This window comes from Halomonas sp. IOP_6 (genome assembly GCF_021151565.1).
GTDB classification, from domain to species: domain Bacteria; phylum Pseudomonadota; class Gammaproteobacteria; order Pseudomonadales; family Halomonadaceae; genus Vreelandella; species Vreelandella alkaliphila.
The window spans coordinates 157,379-171,934 of sequence record NZ_JAIRBO010000005.1 but is presented as its reverse complement, the minus strand read 5'-3'; the positions used below and the strand labels follow the sequence as shown (position 1 = coordinate 171,934).

The window sequence follows — 14,556 nt, the reverse complement described above, 5'->3', positions numbered from 1 at the left end:
TGCCAACGAATCTTATGTTCATAAAACTTATGTTGATAAAACTTATGCTAACGAATCCAGGGTGGTGGCAACGGCATCAAACAGCCGCTCTAGCTCAGCGTCTGTGGAGCCAAACGGAGGGCCGAACTGCAGTGTGTCGCCGCCGTAACGCACGTAAAACCCAGCTTCCCATAAGGCTAAATGAGCGTCCCTAGGGCGAATGGTGGGGTCGCCATCTCGGGGCGCCAATTGAAGTGCGCCCGCTAAGCCATAGTTACGAATATCAACAATGTGATTGCGGCCTTTTAGAGCGTGCAGCTTTTGCTCAAAAGCGGGCGCGATAGCACTTACCTGGGCAGGGAAGTTGTCACGCTCCATCATTTCAAGCGCCGCTAAACCAGCGGCACAAGCGACAGGATGGGCGCTGTAGGTGTAACCGTGAGGAAACTCAATGGCGTGTTGGGCGCCGCCAGCGTGCATAAAAGTGTCAAAAATTTCGCTGGAAGCAATCACCGCACCCATAGGAATAGCGCCGTTAGTGATCTGCTTGGCAACGTTCATGATATCCGGCGTAACACCAAACGCTTCTGCGCCGGTGGTTGCGCCACTGCGACCAAAAGCAGTGATGACTTCATCGAATATCAGCAAAATATCGTGGGCGGTACAGATCTCGCGCAGCCGATCCAGATAGCCTTTAGGCGGCACAATCACCCCAGCAGAGCCAGACATCGGCTCAACGATCACCGCCGCAATGGTGGATGCATCGTGCAGGGCGATTTGATCAAGCAACGCATCAGCAAGCTCGGCGCCGGTTTCGGCTTGGCCACGGGTGAAGGCGTGACCTGCCTGCAGCGTGTGCGGCAGATGCGTTACGTCCATCAATTGGCCGTAGTGCTTACGATTGCCACCGATGCCACCCAGGCTGGTGCCACCAATATTCACCCCGTGATAGCCCTTGGCACGACCAATCATGCGGGTCTTCTCGGGCTTACCTTTTAGCCGCCAGTAGGCCTTGGCCATTTTGACAGAGGTATCAGCGGCTTCTGAACCAGAGTTAGTGAAAAACACATGATCCAGCCCAGCAGGTGTAAGGCTGGCCACTTTTTCTGCCAGCTTAAACGCCAGCGGATGGCCAATTTGAAAACCTGGCGCAAAGTCGAGAGAGCCGAGCTGCGCCGCCACCGCTTTTTGGATCTCTTCACGGTTATGACCTGCGCCGCAGGTCCATAAGCCAGAGAGTGAATCAAACAGCTTACGGCCCTGGTCATCGATGTAATAGCGCCCTTCCGCGCCAGTAATCATGCGTGGGTTGGCGCGGAAATCACGGTTAGCGCTAAACGGCATCCAATAGTGCTGATTAAGCGCGCTGGGAGAAGCGTTTTGTTCGTCAATAAACGCCTGAGGGGTCGTGTTGCTTTGTAGGTCAAACATGGTGTCCAGCTCCATCGCTATGAGACATAGCCTCAGCATGCGCCACTGAACATGTTTATAAAATTACGCTTTTCTTGTGTTCACGTTAGAAAATTTATACGTAATAAGCAGGCTCTCGTTATCCATTCTGGCTTGACGATATTTTGAAAAACGCCTATTTGTTATATCTATACGAATAAATACAACAAATGAGTGGTTCACGCCCCACTAACGCTTGGCAACCGCGCTGCGCTTAATAACGCTGCTGTTGGATAGCTTTTGCTGGATTGCTTTGCGCTGAAAACCAAGCTCACACACAAACCATAAACAAAGGGCAAACGTGTTATGAAATATCTACCTCCTCTTAAACTAGCGCTTTATAGCGGCATGCTAATTGGGTTCTTCATGCTAGAAAGTCCCATCATCATGCTAGCCAATCGCATAGAACCCATGCTGATGGGCCTCCCCTTTTTATTGGCCTGGAATCTCTTTTGGTGGTTTGCATTAACAGCGCTGTTTTTAGTGGCGTATTTGACAAACTGGGGCAGCCCATCATCAACGGCTAACCGCACCATTAAGCAACCATAAAAGGGAGATAACGCATGACCGGTAGCTTATTAATTATTGCCGCATTTATGATCATCCCTTTATTAGTAGGGGTTCTATCGGCACGTCAATCGCAAGAAACGAGTGAAGACTTCTTCGTTCAAGGCCGCGCGATGGGTAGCATAGCGGTATTTTTCACCGTAGCGGCCACGTGGTGGAGTGCGTTTGCCTTCTTGGGTTCTAACGCTACGTTCTATACCAATGGCCCGGTCTTTCTGACTGCGCTAGCCTGGAACTTGCTGTTTGGCTTTATGTATTACTGGATCGGCAAGCGGGTTTGGTTTTTAGGAAAGCGGTTCAATTATTTAACGCCATCAGATTTAATTGGCGACTTTTATAATAGCGAAGCACTGCGCATTACTGTTGCAGCTATTACGCTGGTTTTTACCGTACCTTATTTACAGATCCAGTTAACGGGTGGCGCCTATTTAATTGAAGTTGCCTCTGGCGGCTTGATTCCTTTCTGGCTCGCCGCGCTGCTGTTTTACTTCATTATTATTATCTATGTATGGATTGGCGGCATTCGTGCCATCGCCTGGACCGACGTCATTTATGGGGCTCTTCTGTTCTTCGGCATGATGTACGCAGGCTACTATATTTCCACCCAAGTGGGTGGGCCATACGCTCTGTTCAGCCAACTCCAGCAAACCTCTCCTGAACATCTTACTATGCCAGGACCGAACGGCACGATGGGCTATCCCATGTGGTTCTCGCTGTTTGCGATAACCGCTATAGGTGCCTTTATGGGTCCACAAATCTGGTTGCGCATGTACTCAGTTAAGCACGGGAAGCTGTTTAACTTAATGCCCTTCTTATTAGGCTTAGCAGCTTTTGCCTATGTAGGTTCTGTTCTATCAGGTTACTCGGGAGTACTGCTTGAGCCGAATGTGGAAAATCCCGACCAAATCCTGCCCATCATGCTCATGGAGTATGCGCCATATCTGCTTGCCTCGCTGATTATGGCAGCGGGCGCATCAGCCGCCATGTCAACGGCAAACTCACAGATTCACGCGGTATCCACGGTAGTGACAATGGATATTTACAAACGCTATGTGAACCGTGACGCAAGCCAAGCCCGTATTGTTTATATCGGTCGCTTATCACTGGTGGGCTTCTCACTGGTGGCTTATATCATGGCGCTTACCGTACCCGGTGTTCTGGTCACTATCGGCATTGCTGCTCTGGCTGGTACTGCACAATTGGTGATTCCTACACTCGGTGCCATCACTTGGAAAAAAGCTCACCCTACTGCTGCTCTAGTAGGTTTGTGGGCCGGCGTTGGCTGCGTGCTTCTGATGACCTTTGGCCCGCTAAGTGCTCCCCTTGGCTTCCATGCGGGTATTTGGGGGCTATTGCTCAACATCGCGCTGTTTGTTGGCCTAAGCCATGCATTGCATCGCCGTGACACAGCGGTTGTGGAACGCTTTACCCAGGCGCGCTACGACTATGATGCGGAGTACCATCCCGAGCGTTTACCTAGCTATACACAAGAACCTAAACCATCTTATGCACAAGAAACTAAACCCTCTATAGCTGATCGCTAACAATCAACAAAGGAGTGTATTGATGGCCAAAGCCCCTTTTTCAACTACTAGTTCAACGGCTAGTTCAACTACTAGTTCAACCGTTAAGCGTCGCCCTAAACTCGCCGAGCTTATCAGTGATGATATCAAAGGCTGGATTGCATCGGAGGGGCTCGGTGAAGGTGATCGCCTGCCAAATGAGCGAGCTCTGATGGAGCTCTATGGCAGCGCCAAAGCCACTATACGCGAAGCGCTTAAGATTCTTGAGGTTGAGGGGCTAATCACTTTAAAAACCGGGCCTCAAGGAGGGGCCGTTATTAATCAGCCGGGCATGGAGCCCGCCAGCCGCATGCTACGTAACTTTCTGCATTTCCAACAGTTAGATGGCAAGCAAGTGTATCAATTGCGCAAGCTGTTAGAGGTCGAGCTGGCGGCATCCGTCGTCGGCCGACTCTCGGAAGAGGACTTTCAACAGCTTGAAGCGAATATAGCAGCCTGCACTTGCTGTGGCGGCGAGGAAGACCATAAGCGCCAGCGCTTTTTAGAGTTGGAGTTTCACCAACTGCTGGCGCGCACCTGCCCTAATCCACTGCTGGCGTTTATATGCCAGTTTTTAAACGACATGCTGCGCGACCTAGTCGTGATCAAAAAAGCTTACGTGCCTGAACGTAAGCAGTTCGATCACGCTAACCAGGACTATCACCGACAGTTGCTAGATGCCTACCGAGCTGAAGATACCTCGCGTGTCCGTCAAGTGATGGCCGAGCATATGCTAGATGCAGAGCATCACATGAGTGCGCTAGAAGCCGAAATGGCCGAACAAATGCTAGTCAGCAACGACCTACTGGGCACTTTAGCTCATCGCTCCAAACTATATGACTTATAAATGGAAAAACGCGTGCTGTAGCACCCTTTTCATCCTGGGAGGATACTAAATTGACTACCTACATAACGCCAACAAGCGCGCTCACTAACCTTCGCACCGACAGCGACCGTCTTTGGCAATCGCTGATGGACATGGCGAAGCTGGGCGCGACGGCTAAGGGTGGCGTTAACCGACAGGCGCTGACGGATCTTGATCGCCAGGGACGCGATCTATTTATCCAATGGTGTCGTGCAGAAGGCTGCACCATCCGCATTGATAATATCGGTAATATTTTTGCCCGCCGGGAAGGCAGCGACCCAACAGCCAACACCGTCATGGCAGGCAGCCACTTGGATAGCCAGCCCACTGGTGGGAAGTATGACGGCTGTTTTGGCGTACTTTCAGGCCTAGAAGTAATCCGAACGCTTAATGAACACAACATCACTACAAAATCGCCCATTGAAGTCGTTGCGTGGACTAACGAAGAGGGTTGTCGCTTCCCACCCTGCATGATGGGTTCTGGGGTATTTACTGGCGTGCTTGAATTTGATGCCATGATGGCGCGCACCGACGCCGATGGCGTCACGGTGAGTGATGCACTGGATGCCATTCACTATCGTGGTGGCGACGAGGTCTCACCCAGTGAGATAAAAGCTTACTTTGAACCACACATCGAACAGGGGCCGATTTTAGAAGATACCGACACCACCATCGGCGTGGTTATCGGTGGGCTTGGTCAAAAGTGGTTTGATTTAACCCTAACCGGGCTTGAAGCCCACGCGGGTCCCACGCCAATGAATCTAAGGCGCGACGCCATGATGGGTGCGGCAGAAGTCACCCAAGCACTTAACCGAATTGCCTTTGATCATCAGCCCCACGGGCGCGGTACGGTTGGGTGTATGTCGCTACATCCTGGCTCGCGTAACGTTATTCCAGGCCAAGTTAAAATGACTCTGGATATGCGCCACTGGGAGCCAGAAGCCCTCATCTCAATGAGTCAATCCTTAGCGACGGCGGTCGAAGAAATTTGCCAACGGCATGGGCTGGAATATGAATTAACGCCCACCGCAGATTTTGCCCCTGAGCACTTCAATAAAGCCTGTGTTGATGCAGTGCGCGAAGGAGCCGAGCAACTCAACCTATCACATATGGATATCATCAGCGGTGCTGGTCACGATGCCATGTTCGTCGGCCGTGTAGCCCCGGCTGCAATGATCTTTGTGCCCTGCAAGGACGGCATTAGCCACAACGAAATTGAAAGCGCCACTCCAGAGCATGTTCACGCTGGCTGTAACGTCCTTCTACATGCCATGTTGAATGCGGCCAGTGTTGAAGATAGCGTTAGTAACGCTGGAGAGTAACAATGACCGAGACATTTGAGACACTCACAGCTGTGGAAGCATTAGCCCGCTTCCGCAAGGGGACTCTTTCCCCAGAGGCGCTGGTAAACGACTGCTTGGAGCGAATTGCCCGCGACAACCCAAAGGTCAATGCGTTTACATGCGTGAACGAGATAGAGGCTCGGCGCTTGGCAGAAGAGTCGGCCCAGCGCTGGCAGGCAGATAAACCCAGCGGCCCGCTAGACGGCATTCCTGTCTCCATTAAGGATTTAACCTTAACGAAAGGCCTACCGACACGCCTGGGTTCAACCACTACTCCATCAGACGGCCCTTGGGAGGTGGATGCGCCAATCAGCCGTCACCTTCGCAATGCTGGGGCCATCGTCATTGGCAAAACGACTTCGCCCGAGTTTGGCTGGAAAGGCGTCACTGATAACCCCCTGCACGGCATTACCCGCAACCCGTGGAATAGCGCACTGACGCCCGGGGGATCATCCGGCGGCGCAGGGGCAGCGGCGGCGCTTAATCTAGGTCTCTTACACCAAGGCAGCGACGCGGGTGGCTCGATCCGTATCCCATGCAGCTTTACCGGCACCTTTGGCATAAAGCCAACCTTTGGTTGGGTTCCCCAGTGGCCCGCCAGCGCCATGAGTACACTTTCCCATTTAGGGCCAATGACCCGCACAGCGGCCGACAGTGCTCTAATGCTTAGCGTGATGGCGCAGCCAGATGCCAGGGATGGTTACTCCGGCAACCCCCAAGGGCCAGACTGGCTAACGCCGCCTCCTGCTAACCTAAAGGGCTGGCGCATCGCCTATAGTGCAGATCTTGGCTACGTAGAAGTAGCCTCAGACATTGCTCGAAAGGTAGAGGAAGCCATTGCTTATTTCGAAGAGCTGGGCGCCACAGTAACGCGCGTTGATCCTGGCTTTAGCGATCCAATCAAGACGTTTAACACCCTCTGGTTTGCAGGTGCTACCCAAGCGCTAGAAAAACTGGACGAACAGCAGCTGGCATCACTCGACCCAGGGTTTCTCAATATTGCCCGACGCGGGCAGGATGTATCGCTTTCCGACTATCTCGCCGCCCGGCGTCAGCGCAGTGAATTGACCGCCCAAATGGCAGCCTTTCATGAACGCTATGACTTGCTGGTTACCCCCACGATGCCCATCTCCCCCTTTGCAGCGGGCCACAACGTACCACCAGGGGAAACCTACCGAGACTGGATGGACTGGACGCCGTTCAGCTATCCCTTCAACCTCACCCAGCAGCCCGCGGCATCTCTTCCTTGCGGTTTGGATAATCAAGGGCTGCCAGTAGGCCTTCATTTAGTAGCGGGCAAATATCAAGACCTCAAGGTGCTGCATGCCGCCCAATTACTTGAGCGCTACTTGCCACCGCTGACACCACCCGCGATTGCCTAAACAGATATGAAATATGACTTATAGTACGACGTCATACCCTTCAAACTTAGGTGGGCCAAGATAGATACCTTCCGGCGCTTTGGCGTTAGCATGAGCCTTGCGGAACGCTTCTGACTTGGTCCAGGCGCGGAAGGCTTCTTCTGATTCCCACACACTGTGGGAGATAAACACGGTGTGGTCTTCCTGGCTTTCGCCCTGCAGCATTTGGAATTGTTTAAAGCCCGGCACTTCATCCAAATGAGAATCGCGATTGCGCCACACCTCTAAAAAATCCTCTTCGCGGCCTGGGGCAATCCGAAAACGGTTCATGGCGATATACATGCACTCTCTCCTATTGAATTTGTCTAACACGCTAGCGTAGCGGCCTGCCGCTTACGACGTCTATCCCTTGATGGTAACGTCATGGTTTTATGACGAATAAACGGTATGAAAAATAAGTTCTATGGAAAATAGGCGTTACGCCGAGCAAACCCCAACCATCAGGATACGGCATGGCTAAGGCACCCATCCAGGTCGTTTGGTTCAAACGCGATATGCGCATTCATGATCATGCGCCGCTTTCCAGTGCATCGGCGGCTGGCCCTGTGCTGCCTGTTTTTGCGATTGAACCTGGCCAGTGGCAAACACCTGATAGCGCCCTGCGCCACTGGCAGTTTGCCGCTGACGCTCTAATCGACCTTTCCAACGCACTGGAGACCATTGGCCTACCGCTATGTATTTGGCAAGGTGATATTGTCGATTTGCTGAACGCCCTAAAAGCTCACTACGGCCACATTGCCCTTCACTCTCATCAGGAAACGGGCAACGCCTGGAGCTTTGAGCGGGATAAACAGGTGCATGCTTGGTGCCAAACCAACGGTGTAGCTTGGCGGGAAGCCCGCCAGCACGGTGTAGTACGAGGACTTAGCAGCCGCTCTGGGCACCAAACCCGTTGGGAGAGCCACTGGGAAACGCTGATGTCTGCCTCGACCTGCCACGCGCCGCAAAGCGCCCAAGCAGCCCCAGGCTGGGAAGCCTTTCACCACCTTAACGTTGAGCAGCTACCTACCTTAACGCTGGGATTTGATACCACACCTTGCCCCCAGCGCCAGCGGGGCGGGCGCAACGAAGGCCGCGCACTGTGGCGTAGTTTTGTGCAAGCACGCGGGCGGCGTTATCGCGGCTCGCTGTCTAAGCCGCTGTTAGCGTGGGAGTTTGGTTCGCGGCTTTCACCGCATTTGGCCTGGGGCACGCTTTCCATGCGCGAAGTTGTCCAGTCGTTACGCCGTCAGCGTCAGAAGCATGCCGACGATACCGCCTGGGCCCGCTCACTACGCGCCTTCACCTCGCGACTTTGCTGGCACTGCCACTTTATTCAGAAGTTGGAAAGTGAGCCAAGCATCGAGCATCAAACGCTGCACCCGGCGCTGCGCGGCCTGCGGGAGCGCGATCCCAGCCACCCTAACCTCATTGCCTGGAAGAACGGCCAAACCGGCGTGCCGCTAGTCGATGCCTGTATGCGCAGTCTTATCGCTACCGGCTGGCTTAACTTTCGCATGCGCGCCATGCTGATCTCCCACGCCACCTTCGGCCTGGGGCTGCACTGGTATGAACCCGCGCTGCACTTGGCACGTCTGTTTACCGACTTCGAACCGGGCATTCACTACCCCCAGGTGCAGATGCAAGCAGGTGCCACCGGCACTAACGCGCTGCGGGTGTATAACCCGATTAAACAAGCGGAGGATAACGACCCCACAGGCAAGTTTGTCGCCCGCTGGGTGCCAGAACTAGCGCCCCTGCCCTTGGAATGGCGCGCCAAGCCCTGGGCACTACCCGAAAGCCTACGCCAGCGATTCGGCTTTCAACCGGGCACCGACTACCCCATCACCAACGATTTCGAAGCCGAAGCGCGCCACTGGAAGAAGCTGCTCTATGAACTGCGTCGCACGCCAGAGGCCAGGGAATCCAGCCGAGCCATTGTGGATAAGCTCGCCAGTCAGCGACGACCTCCCGCTAAGCGCGCTAAAAAAGCAAAACCCGCCAATCGCCAACAGCTTTCACTGTTTGGCGATGGCGGTTTGGAAGGATAGGTAGCGGTTACGCTTAGCTATAGCGTGGCCGCATGTGGGGAACAGCACGGTATGACACATGCGTCATTAGAAGGAGCCTGTCGTTCGTCATGCTACTGATATTATTGGTGGACTGCTTCAGTAATGCCGCCAATCGTTACCTATCCTGCGTCTCGTTTGAGGAACGGCCGACACGTGCTTACTCACCAAAGCGAAGGAACTCTATCAAACGAACTACTTCTCTTGGTGGTCTGTTTAATGGTGCCACTGTTTTTATTGAGACTTTTATCAAACATCTATTACCGATCACATTGTCTGTAGCCTTCGTGAACTGCTCTACTGCTTCTTTACTAGCGGAGCCGTAATAAAGCTTTCCAGCCTTATCAGCTAACTCAAACTTACGGTGTTCTGGCAAAAACCCAACTAAAGTGCCTTCAATTTCGTTTGTGCTTTCTTCAATACTGATAGCTTCTGTTCTTCTTTTTGCTCGATGTATGGATGGGCCATCAAGTGTAAAATCCAATTCTTTTTCGACGACTCTGAGGGTTGCTTTGCTTGAATCTAGATTGTTGAACAAGTCTCTAAGCGCTATTAATGTTCTTGGCTCCAATTCTTCTAGGATTGACTCAAAAACAGCATCATCTTGAGCGGCAGAGTCTCTAAGAAGAACAGCAGCTCTATCGATGACGTGTGATAGTTGTGACGACTCTAATTGTACCTGATCATTCATCTCATCAAGTACAAATCCAAATGAGCCTCTTGCTAAACCTGTGACCATTAATTCAGAGTTAGCCTTGAAGGGTACGAGTCCTCTTTCGCCTAAATCTCCGACTTCATTATTAGCAAATATCTTGGCGATAAGATTTTGAAACTGTTCCAATACAGCACCGGCAAATTCAGCTGCAATTCCCTTTGATCCAAGCACAGGTTGCCCACCGAAGAATAGGGCAACACTGGCACTATTATCAGACAACACTTCTTCTTTAAGTGAATTTAGCTTTCTAGATAATTCTGCAACTCGATGCTCGAGTTGCATTTCTCCTACGATATCGCCAGATTGGCGGGCGCTGACAAGCAACTCATTAAGAGTGGTAATTTCAGAAGACAGGCTGTCAATATTGAGCTTCTTAGGCATTGTCTGACTCCCTATCTAGCATTTCCAACGCCTCATCGTCGCTGCACTCAATGGCAATCTCTACCATCCCTTTCCAAAGATAAGATTCTCGTTGATGTGAAAGCAAACCAAACCAGTATCGAGTATTGCTCACTACATGTATGGGGTGCGTGTTCAAATCAACAAAATACGCATCACAATAGTATTTCTGCTTTGCTTCACCAGGAAGAAACAGATCCGGGTTCCCATAGACTACACTCTTCCAGTCCTCCAGATCATTTGTAGGCCTTAAGGCAAAAGTAACTATATCTACATCTGCAGGAGGGCGACCACGATTTTGCTCTACATTTTCCACAAAGCTGCCATCAAGCCACTGAAAACCTCTACAAATACCTATTTTCCTAAGCTTCCTACGATAATCTAGCAGTCCTCTAAGTATAGCTCTCCTCTCCGGAGTATGAGCATACCGAATTACAAACTCAGTTATCGTTGTCTTATAGGGTGCCATCCCAGCAGGGTCGGTCGGCCCTTGCTCAGGTATAAACGGAGGTAATACTCCTGATTGATTTAATTCTGGTATCACTCTTCATTCTTCCTATGATCTTTCCGCTAACTTGAATACATAACGCTAGCCAGTAGCGCGTGTGTCTTCGCAAGTCGCGTGCACGGCATTGTTAGCGGGCGACGTCTGGAGCAAAGACACGAGTGTCCGTCCTGAGTTCTGGCTTGAGTTTGCAGATGATGATGAAGTATTGCACTTCACTGTCTACGGCGTATTTCGGATCGTATGAACCGACCTGGACAGCAACTAGGTCACCCTCGACGATTGGCGACGATTTCAAGTCCACATCAGACGCCAGTTGATCCGCAATCGACCCGCAATGATCCGTCTGAATTACACCGTGCTCCGTCGCCAGCCGCACCCGCCACTTTGGCTGCTGTTTCAGGAGCCCTCCGAATTGCGGAGACACCTTCGCCAGAACTTGGCCGAAAATCGTAGCGTCCTTCAAAAGTGGGCGCAGCATGTACTTCGAAGCATACTCGAAAGCAGCATCGTTGGACTTAAAGAAGAGCGCCTTAGGGTGCTTCGGTTTCGGCTTCAACCATCCAAACATGCTTCTCTCCCGCTAAAAGATATTAGAAAGCGAGTCCTATGATTAGATAAACGCGCCAGCATGCTAGTCAAAAAAAGCAACCTACAAATCACTGATGCTTTGGACTATAAATTTTAATTATCTCTCATATCATAATTCGTGCTTCTGTTGCATTTTCCTGCACCTCCGCCTTGGGCGGCTAATTTACCAAATACAGCTTAGCACAGAGCGCTTAGGGCGACTGACTCTCTCAGCATCAAGCTTTCAACATCCACAAAAAAACCCGCCCTCGCCAACAGCTTTCACTGTTTGGCGATGGCGGGTTTGATGATGCCTAGAAGGACAGCTTAACTAAGCGCTTCCAGAGACTCCTCGATAATGCTCAAGCCCTCTTCCAGCACTGCAGACGACACCGTTAGCGGCACCAAAATGCGGATGCTGTTGCCGTAGAAACCACACGAAAGAAGAATCAGGCCTTTCTCACGGGCTTTGGCACACAGCGCTCCAGTCATCTGAGTATCCGGCTTGCCTTCGCTGTTGAGTAGTTCAAAGGCAGCCATAGCGCCGAGCTGGCGGCCGTGGGCAACGGCAGGGAAACGCGCTTCCCACACCGCAAAACGCTCGGCCAGCATTTTGCCCATCTGTTCACTGCGCGCCAGGATATTTTCTTCTTCGATCACCTCGATGACCGCCAGCGCCGCTGCGCAGGAGAGCGGGTTACCGCTGTAGGTGCCACCCAGGGAGTTGGGGCCAGAGGCATCCATCACTTTGGCACTACCCACAACCGCCGATAGCGGCATGCCGTTCGCCAGGCTCTTGGCGGTAGTGAGGATGTCCGCTTCAATGCCGCTATGTTCCAGCGCAAACAGCTTGCCGGTACGGGCAAAGCCGGACTGAACTTCATCGGCGATCAGCAGAATACCGTGCTCGTCACACAGCGCACGTAACGCTTTCAGGTAATCCGGTGAGGCGATGTAGAAACCGCCTTCGCCCTGTACCGGCTCAATCACGATAGCCGCCGTGCGATGCGGAGCAATATCGGTTTTGAACAGCGTACGAATGGCGTCTAACGACGCTTCTTCGCTGATGCCGTGCAGCGGGTTGGGGAACGGTGCGCGGAAAACATCACCCGGCATAGGGCCGAAGTCGTTCTTATAGGGCAGTACCTTACCGGTCATGGCCAGCGTCATCATGGTACGGCCGTGGAAAGCACCGTCGAACGTGATAATGCCGGTACGGCCAGTCGCCGCGCGGGCGATCTTCACGGCGTTTTCCAGCGCTTCCGCACCGGTATTAACCAACATTGCTTTACGCTCGGGGCCACGCACCGGCGTCAGTTCACAAAGTTTTTGGCACAGTTGCACGTAAGGGGCGTAGGAGATCACCGCCGCGCTGGTGTGCATGACTTTTTTAAGCTGCGCTTCAACGGCGGCAACGATTTTCGGGTGGCGGTGGCCCAGGTTCAGCACGCCAATACCGCCCGCGAAGTCGATCCAACGGTTGCCATCGGCATCCCACAACTCGGCGTTTTCAGCACGCTCGGCAAACTGGGTTGTAGGCGTGGCGGCACCGTTAGCCACATAGCGATTTTTCAGTTCGTTCAATTCTTGGTTATTCATCATCGTTTTCCTTATAGACCGCCAACGCAAACGTATTTCAGTTCAGTAAACTCATCTAACCCGTGGTGGGAACCTTCACGCCCCAAGCCGGACTCTTTCACGCCGCCAAACGGCGCCAGTTCGGTAGAAATCAGCCCTTCATTAACGCCAACCATGCCGTATTCCAGCTGCTCCATGGTGTGCCAGATACGGCGGTAGCCCGTGGCGTAGAAGTAGGCCGCCAAGCCAAACGGCGTATCGTTGGCCATGGCGATCGCTTCTTCATCACGCTGGAAACGGAACACTGGCGCGACGGGCCCGAAGGTTTCTTCATCGGCCACCGCCATTTGGGTGGTTACGTCAGCAAGCACCGTGGGCGTGAAGAAGCGCTCGCCTGCGGCGTGGGGCTTGCCACCGCAGAGCAGTCGCGCGCCATGATTCACCGCGTCGTCTACGTGACGCTGCACTTTTTCCACCGCCGCTTGGTTAATCAGCGGGCCGATGGTGCTGCCTTCCGTTAAACCATCGCCGACCTTCAGCGCGCTAACTCGCTCGGTCAGCTTGCTGACAAACGCGTCGTAAACACCGTCCTGCAATAGGAAGCGGTTGGTACACACGCAAGTTTGCCCGGCGTTACGGAATTTTGAGGCAATCGCCCCCTCTACAGCGGCGTCCACATCAGCGTCATCAAAGACGATAAACGGCGCGTTGCCGCCCAGTTCCATAGCGGTTTTCTTCACCGTGCTCGCGCACTGAGCTAACAGGTGTTTACCCACTGGGGTCGAGCCAGTAAACGAGACTTTACGCACCCGTGAGTCGGTAGTGAGCACTTCACCCACCGCTGCCGGTTTTGAGGCGGTAATCACGTTAATAGTGCCGGCTGGCAGGCCTGCTTCAAGAGCCAAATAAGCCGTTGCCAACGCAGTTAACGGCGTGGCTTCGGCGGGCTTAATCACCACGGTGCAGCCCGCGGCCAAGGCCGGGGCGCACTTACGGGTAATCATCGCCAGGGGGAAGTTCCACGGGGTAATCGCGGCCACCACACCGACCGGCTCGCGCAGCACCATTAAGCGCTTGTCCGCGCCGTGGCTAGGCAGGGTCTCCCCGGCCATACGCTTGGCTTCTTCAGCGAAAAACTCAATAAATGAGGCGCCGTAAGTCACTTCGCCCTTGGCTTCCGCTAGTGGCTTGCCCTGCTCCAAGGTCATCAAGCGGGCTAAGTCATCGGCGTGTTCATTAATCAGCTCAAACCAGCGGCGCAGCAATGCCGAGCGCTGTTTCACTGGCGTTGCGCGCCACGCGGGCCCGGCGGCATAGGCTGCGGCCACTGCGTCGCGGGCGTCATCAGCGCCTAAGTCGGCAACCCGGGCAATCGTCTCGCCGGTTGCGGGGTTATCGACGGCAAAAGTTTGCTGGCCCTTGCGCCATTCGCCACCTACCAGGGTGGGTACTGCATCGTGTAACCACTGTTCGATAAAGCTCATGATCTTCTCCTGATCTGCAACATGGTATGCACGCTAGCAGTAATGCGCTGGTGAACGAATGCACCACTTTC

13 protein-coding genes are annotated in these 14,556 nt (G+C 53.1%); 6 read left to right on the top strand and 7 right to left on the bottom strand.

What is annotated here, in order from left to right; all coding sequences use genetic code 11:
- Nucleotides 1–42: 42 nt before the first annotated feature.
- A complete protein-coding gene (locus K7H08_RS11315; RefSeq protein WP_269438880.1) occupies nucleotides 43–1,410 on the bottom strand; it encodes an aspartate aminotransferase family protein in 1,368 nt (455 codons plus the stop codon).
- 324 nt (nucleotides 1,411–1,734) lie between these two features.
- Between K7H08_RS11315 and K7H08_RS11310 the strand changes: the two genes are divergently transcribed.
- The 5 genes from K7H08_RS11310 to K7H08_RS11290 are packed head-to-tail and all read left to right on the top strand — an operon-like array spanning nucleotide 1,735 to nucleotide 7,147.
- Nucleotides 1,735–1,977 carry a hypothetical protein gene (locus K7H08_RS11310; RefSeq protein WP_231657956.1) on the top strand — a complete coding sequence of 81 codons (243 nt, stop codon included), beginning with the start codon at nucleotides 1,735–1,737 and terminating at the stop codon, nucleotides 1,975–1,977.
- A gap of 14 nt (nucleotides 1,978–1,991) precedes the next feature.
- On the top strand, nucleotides 1,992–3,539 hold the full coding sequence (locus K7H08_RS11305) for a sodium:solute symporter family protein (protein ID WP_231657955.1): 1,548 nt from the start codon (nucleotides 1,992–1,994) through the stop codon (nucleotides 3,537–3,539).
- Nucleotides 3,540–3,561: 22 nt separating this feature from the next.
- Complete coding sequence (locus tag K7H08_RS11300; RefSeq protein ID WP_231657954.1) at nucleotides 3,562–4,404, top strand: FadR/GntR family transcriptional regulator; 843 nt, start codon at nucleotides 3,562–3,564, stop codon at nucleotides 4,402–4,404.
- 50 nt (nucleotides 4,405–4,454) lie between these two features.
- The gene (locus tag K7H08_RS11295) at nucleotides 4,455–5,744 is read left to right on the top strand and encodes a Zn-dependent hydrolase (RefSeq protein WP_231657953.1); all 1,290 of its coding nucleotides are present in this window, start codon (nucleotides 4,455–4,457) and stop codon (nucleotides 5,742–5,744) included.
- 2 nt (nucleotides 5,745–5,746) lie between these two features.
- Nucleotides 5,747–7,147 carry an amidase gene (locus K7H08_RS11290; RefSeq protein ID WP_231657952.1) on the top strand — a complete coding sequence of 467 codons (1,401 nt, stop codon included), beginning with the start codon at nucleotides 5,747–5,749 and terminating at the stop codon, nucleotides 7,145–7,147.
- An 18-nt stretch (nucleotides 7,148–7,165) separates the two neighbouring features.
- On the opposite strand, the gene K7H08_RS11285 is transcribed toward K7H08_RS11290, so the two are convergent.
- Entirely contained in the window at nucleotides 7,166–7,468 is a 303-nt protein-coding gene (locus tag K7H08_RS11285; protein ID WP_009722905.1) for an antibiotic biosynthesis monooxygenase family protein, read from the bottom strand.
- A gap of 170 nt (nucleotides 7,469–7,638) precedes the next feature.
- Here K7H08_RS11285 and K7H08_RS11280 point away from each other — a divergent pair, with 170 nt between their 5' ends.
- Entirely contained in the window at nucleotides 7,639–9,216 is a 1,578-nt protein-coding gene (locus tag K7H08_RS11280) for a cryptochrome/deoxyribodipyrimidine photo-lyase family protein (RefSeq protein WP_231657951.1), read from the top strand.
- A 178-nt stretch (nucleotides 9,217–9,394) separates the two neighbouring features.
- Here K7H08_RS11280 and K7H08_RS11275 read toward each other — a convergent pair whose 3' ends face one another.
- The 5 genes from K7H08_RS11275 to K7H08_RS11255 all read right to left on the bottom strand — a co-directional run bounded on the left by K7H08_RS11275 (nucleotide 9,395) and on the right by K7H08_RS11255 (nucleotide 14,485).
- On the bottom strand, nucleotides 9,395–10,330 hold the full coding sequence (locus K7H08_RS11275) for a hypothetical protein (RefSeq protein WP_198349424.1): 936 nt from the start codon (nucleotides 10,328–10,330) through the stop codon (nucleotides 9,395–9,397).
- Nucleotides 10,323–10,892: a DUF6932 family protein gene (locus K7H08_RS11270; RefSeq protein ID WP_198349423.1), complete on the bottom strand. Its 570-nt coding sequence runs from the start codon at nucleotides 10,890–10,892 to the stop codon at nucleotides 10,323–10,325. The genes K7H08_RS11275 and K7H08_RS11270 overlap by 8 nt, the downstream gene beginning before the upstream one ends.
- 91 nt (nucleotides 10,893–10,983) lie before the next feature.
- A complete protein-coding gene (locus tag K7H08_RS11265) occupies nucleotides 10,984–11,424 on the bottom strand; it encodes a hypothetical protein (protein ID WP_198349422.1) in 441 nt (146 codons plus the stop codon).
- 326 nt (nucleotides 11,425–11,750) lie between these two features.
- Nucleotides 11,751–13,022, bottom strand: coding sequence for a 4-aminobutyrate--2-oxoglutarate transaminase (gabT, locus tag K7H08_RS11260; protein ID WP_198349421.1), 1,272 nt, complete (start codon nucleotides 13,020–13,022; stop codon nucleotides 11,751–11,753).
- Nucleotides 13,023–13,033: 11 nt separating this feature from the next.
- Nucleotides 13,034–14,485, bottom strand: a complete 1,452-nt coding sequence (locus K7H08_RS11255; RefSeq protein WP_231657950.1) for an NAD-dependent succinate-semialdehyde dehydrogenase — start codon at nucleotides 14,483–14,485, stop codon at nucleotides 13,034–13,036.
- Between the last annotated feature and the right edge of the window lie 71 nt (nucleotides 14,486–14,556).

Excerpts from the sequence above, each read along its gene's own strand:
- K7H08_RS11315 (WP_269438880.1), bottom strand. The coding sequence starts at position 1,410 with ATGTTTGACCTACAAAGCAACACGACCCCTCAGGCGTTTATTGACGAA.
- K7H08_RS11275 (WP_198349424.1), bottom strand. The coding sequence starts at position 10,330 with ATGCCTAAGAAGCTCAATATTGACAGCCTGTCTTCTGAAATTACCACT.
- K7H08_RS11310 (WP_231657956.1), top strand. The coding sequence starts at position 1,735 with ATGAAATATCTACCTCCTCTTAAACTAGCGCTTTATAGCGGCATGCTA.
- K7H08_RS11265 (WP_198349422.1), bottom strand. The coding sequence starts at position 11,424 with ATGTTTGGATGGTTGAAGCCGAAACCGAAGCACCCTAAGGCGCTCTTC.
- gabT (WP_198349421.1), bottom strand. The coding sequence starts at position 13,022 with ATGAATAACCAAGAATTGAACGAACTGAAAAATCGCTATGTGGCTAAC.
- K7H08_RS11305 (WP_231657955.1), top strand. The coding sequence starts at position 1,992 with ATGACCGGTAGCTTATTAATTATTGCCGCATTTATGATCATCCCTTTA.
- K7H08_RS11290 (WP_231657952.1), top strand. The coding sequence starts at position 5,747 with ATGACCGAGACATTTGAGACACTCACAGCTGTGGAAGCATTAGCCCGC.
- K7H08_RS11280 (WP_231657951.1), top strand. The coding sequence starts at position 7,639 with ATGGCTAAGGCACCCATCCAGGTCGTTTGGTTCAAACGCGATATGCGC.
- K7H08_RS11300 (WP_231657954.1), top strand. The coding sequence starts at position 3,562 with ATGGCCAAAGCCCCTTTTTCAACTACTAGTTCAACGGCTAGTTCAACT.
- K7H08_RS11285 (WP_009722905.1), bottom strand. The coding sequence starts at position 7,468 with ATGTATATCGCCATGAACCGTTTTCGGATTGCCCCAGGCCGCGAAGAG.
- K7H08_RS11255 (WP_231657950.1), bottom strand. The coding sequence starts at position 14,485 with ATGAGCTTTATCGAACAGTGGTTACACGATGCAGTACCCACCCTGGTA.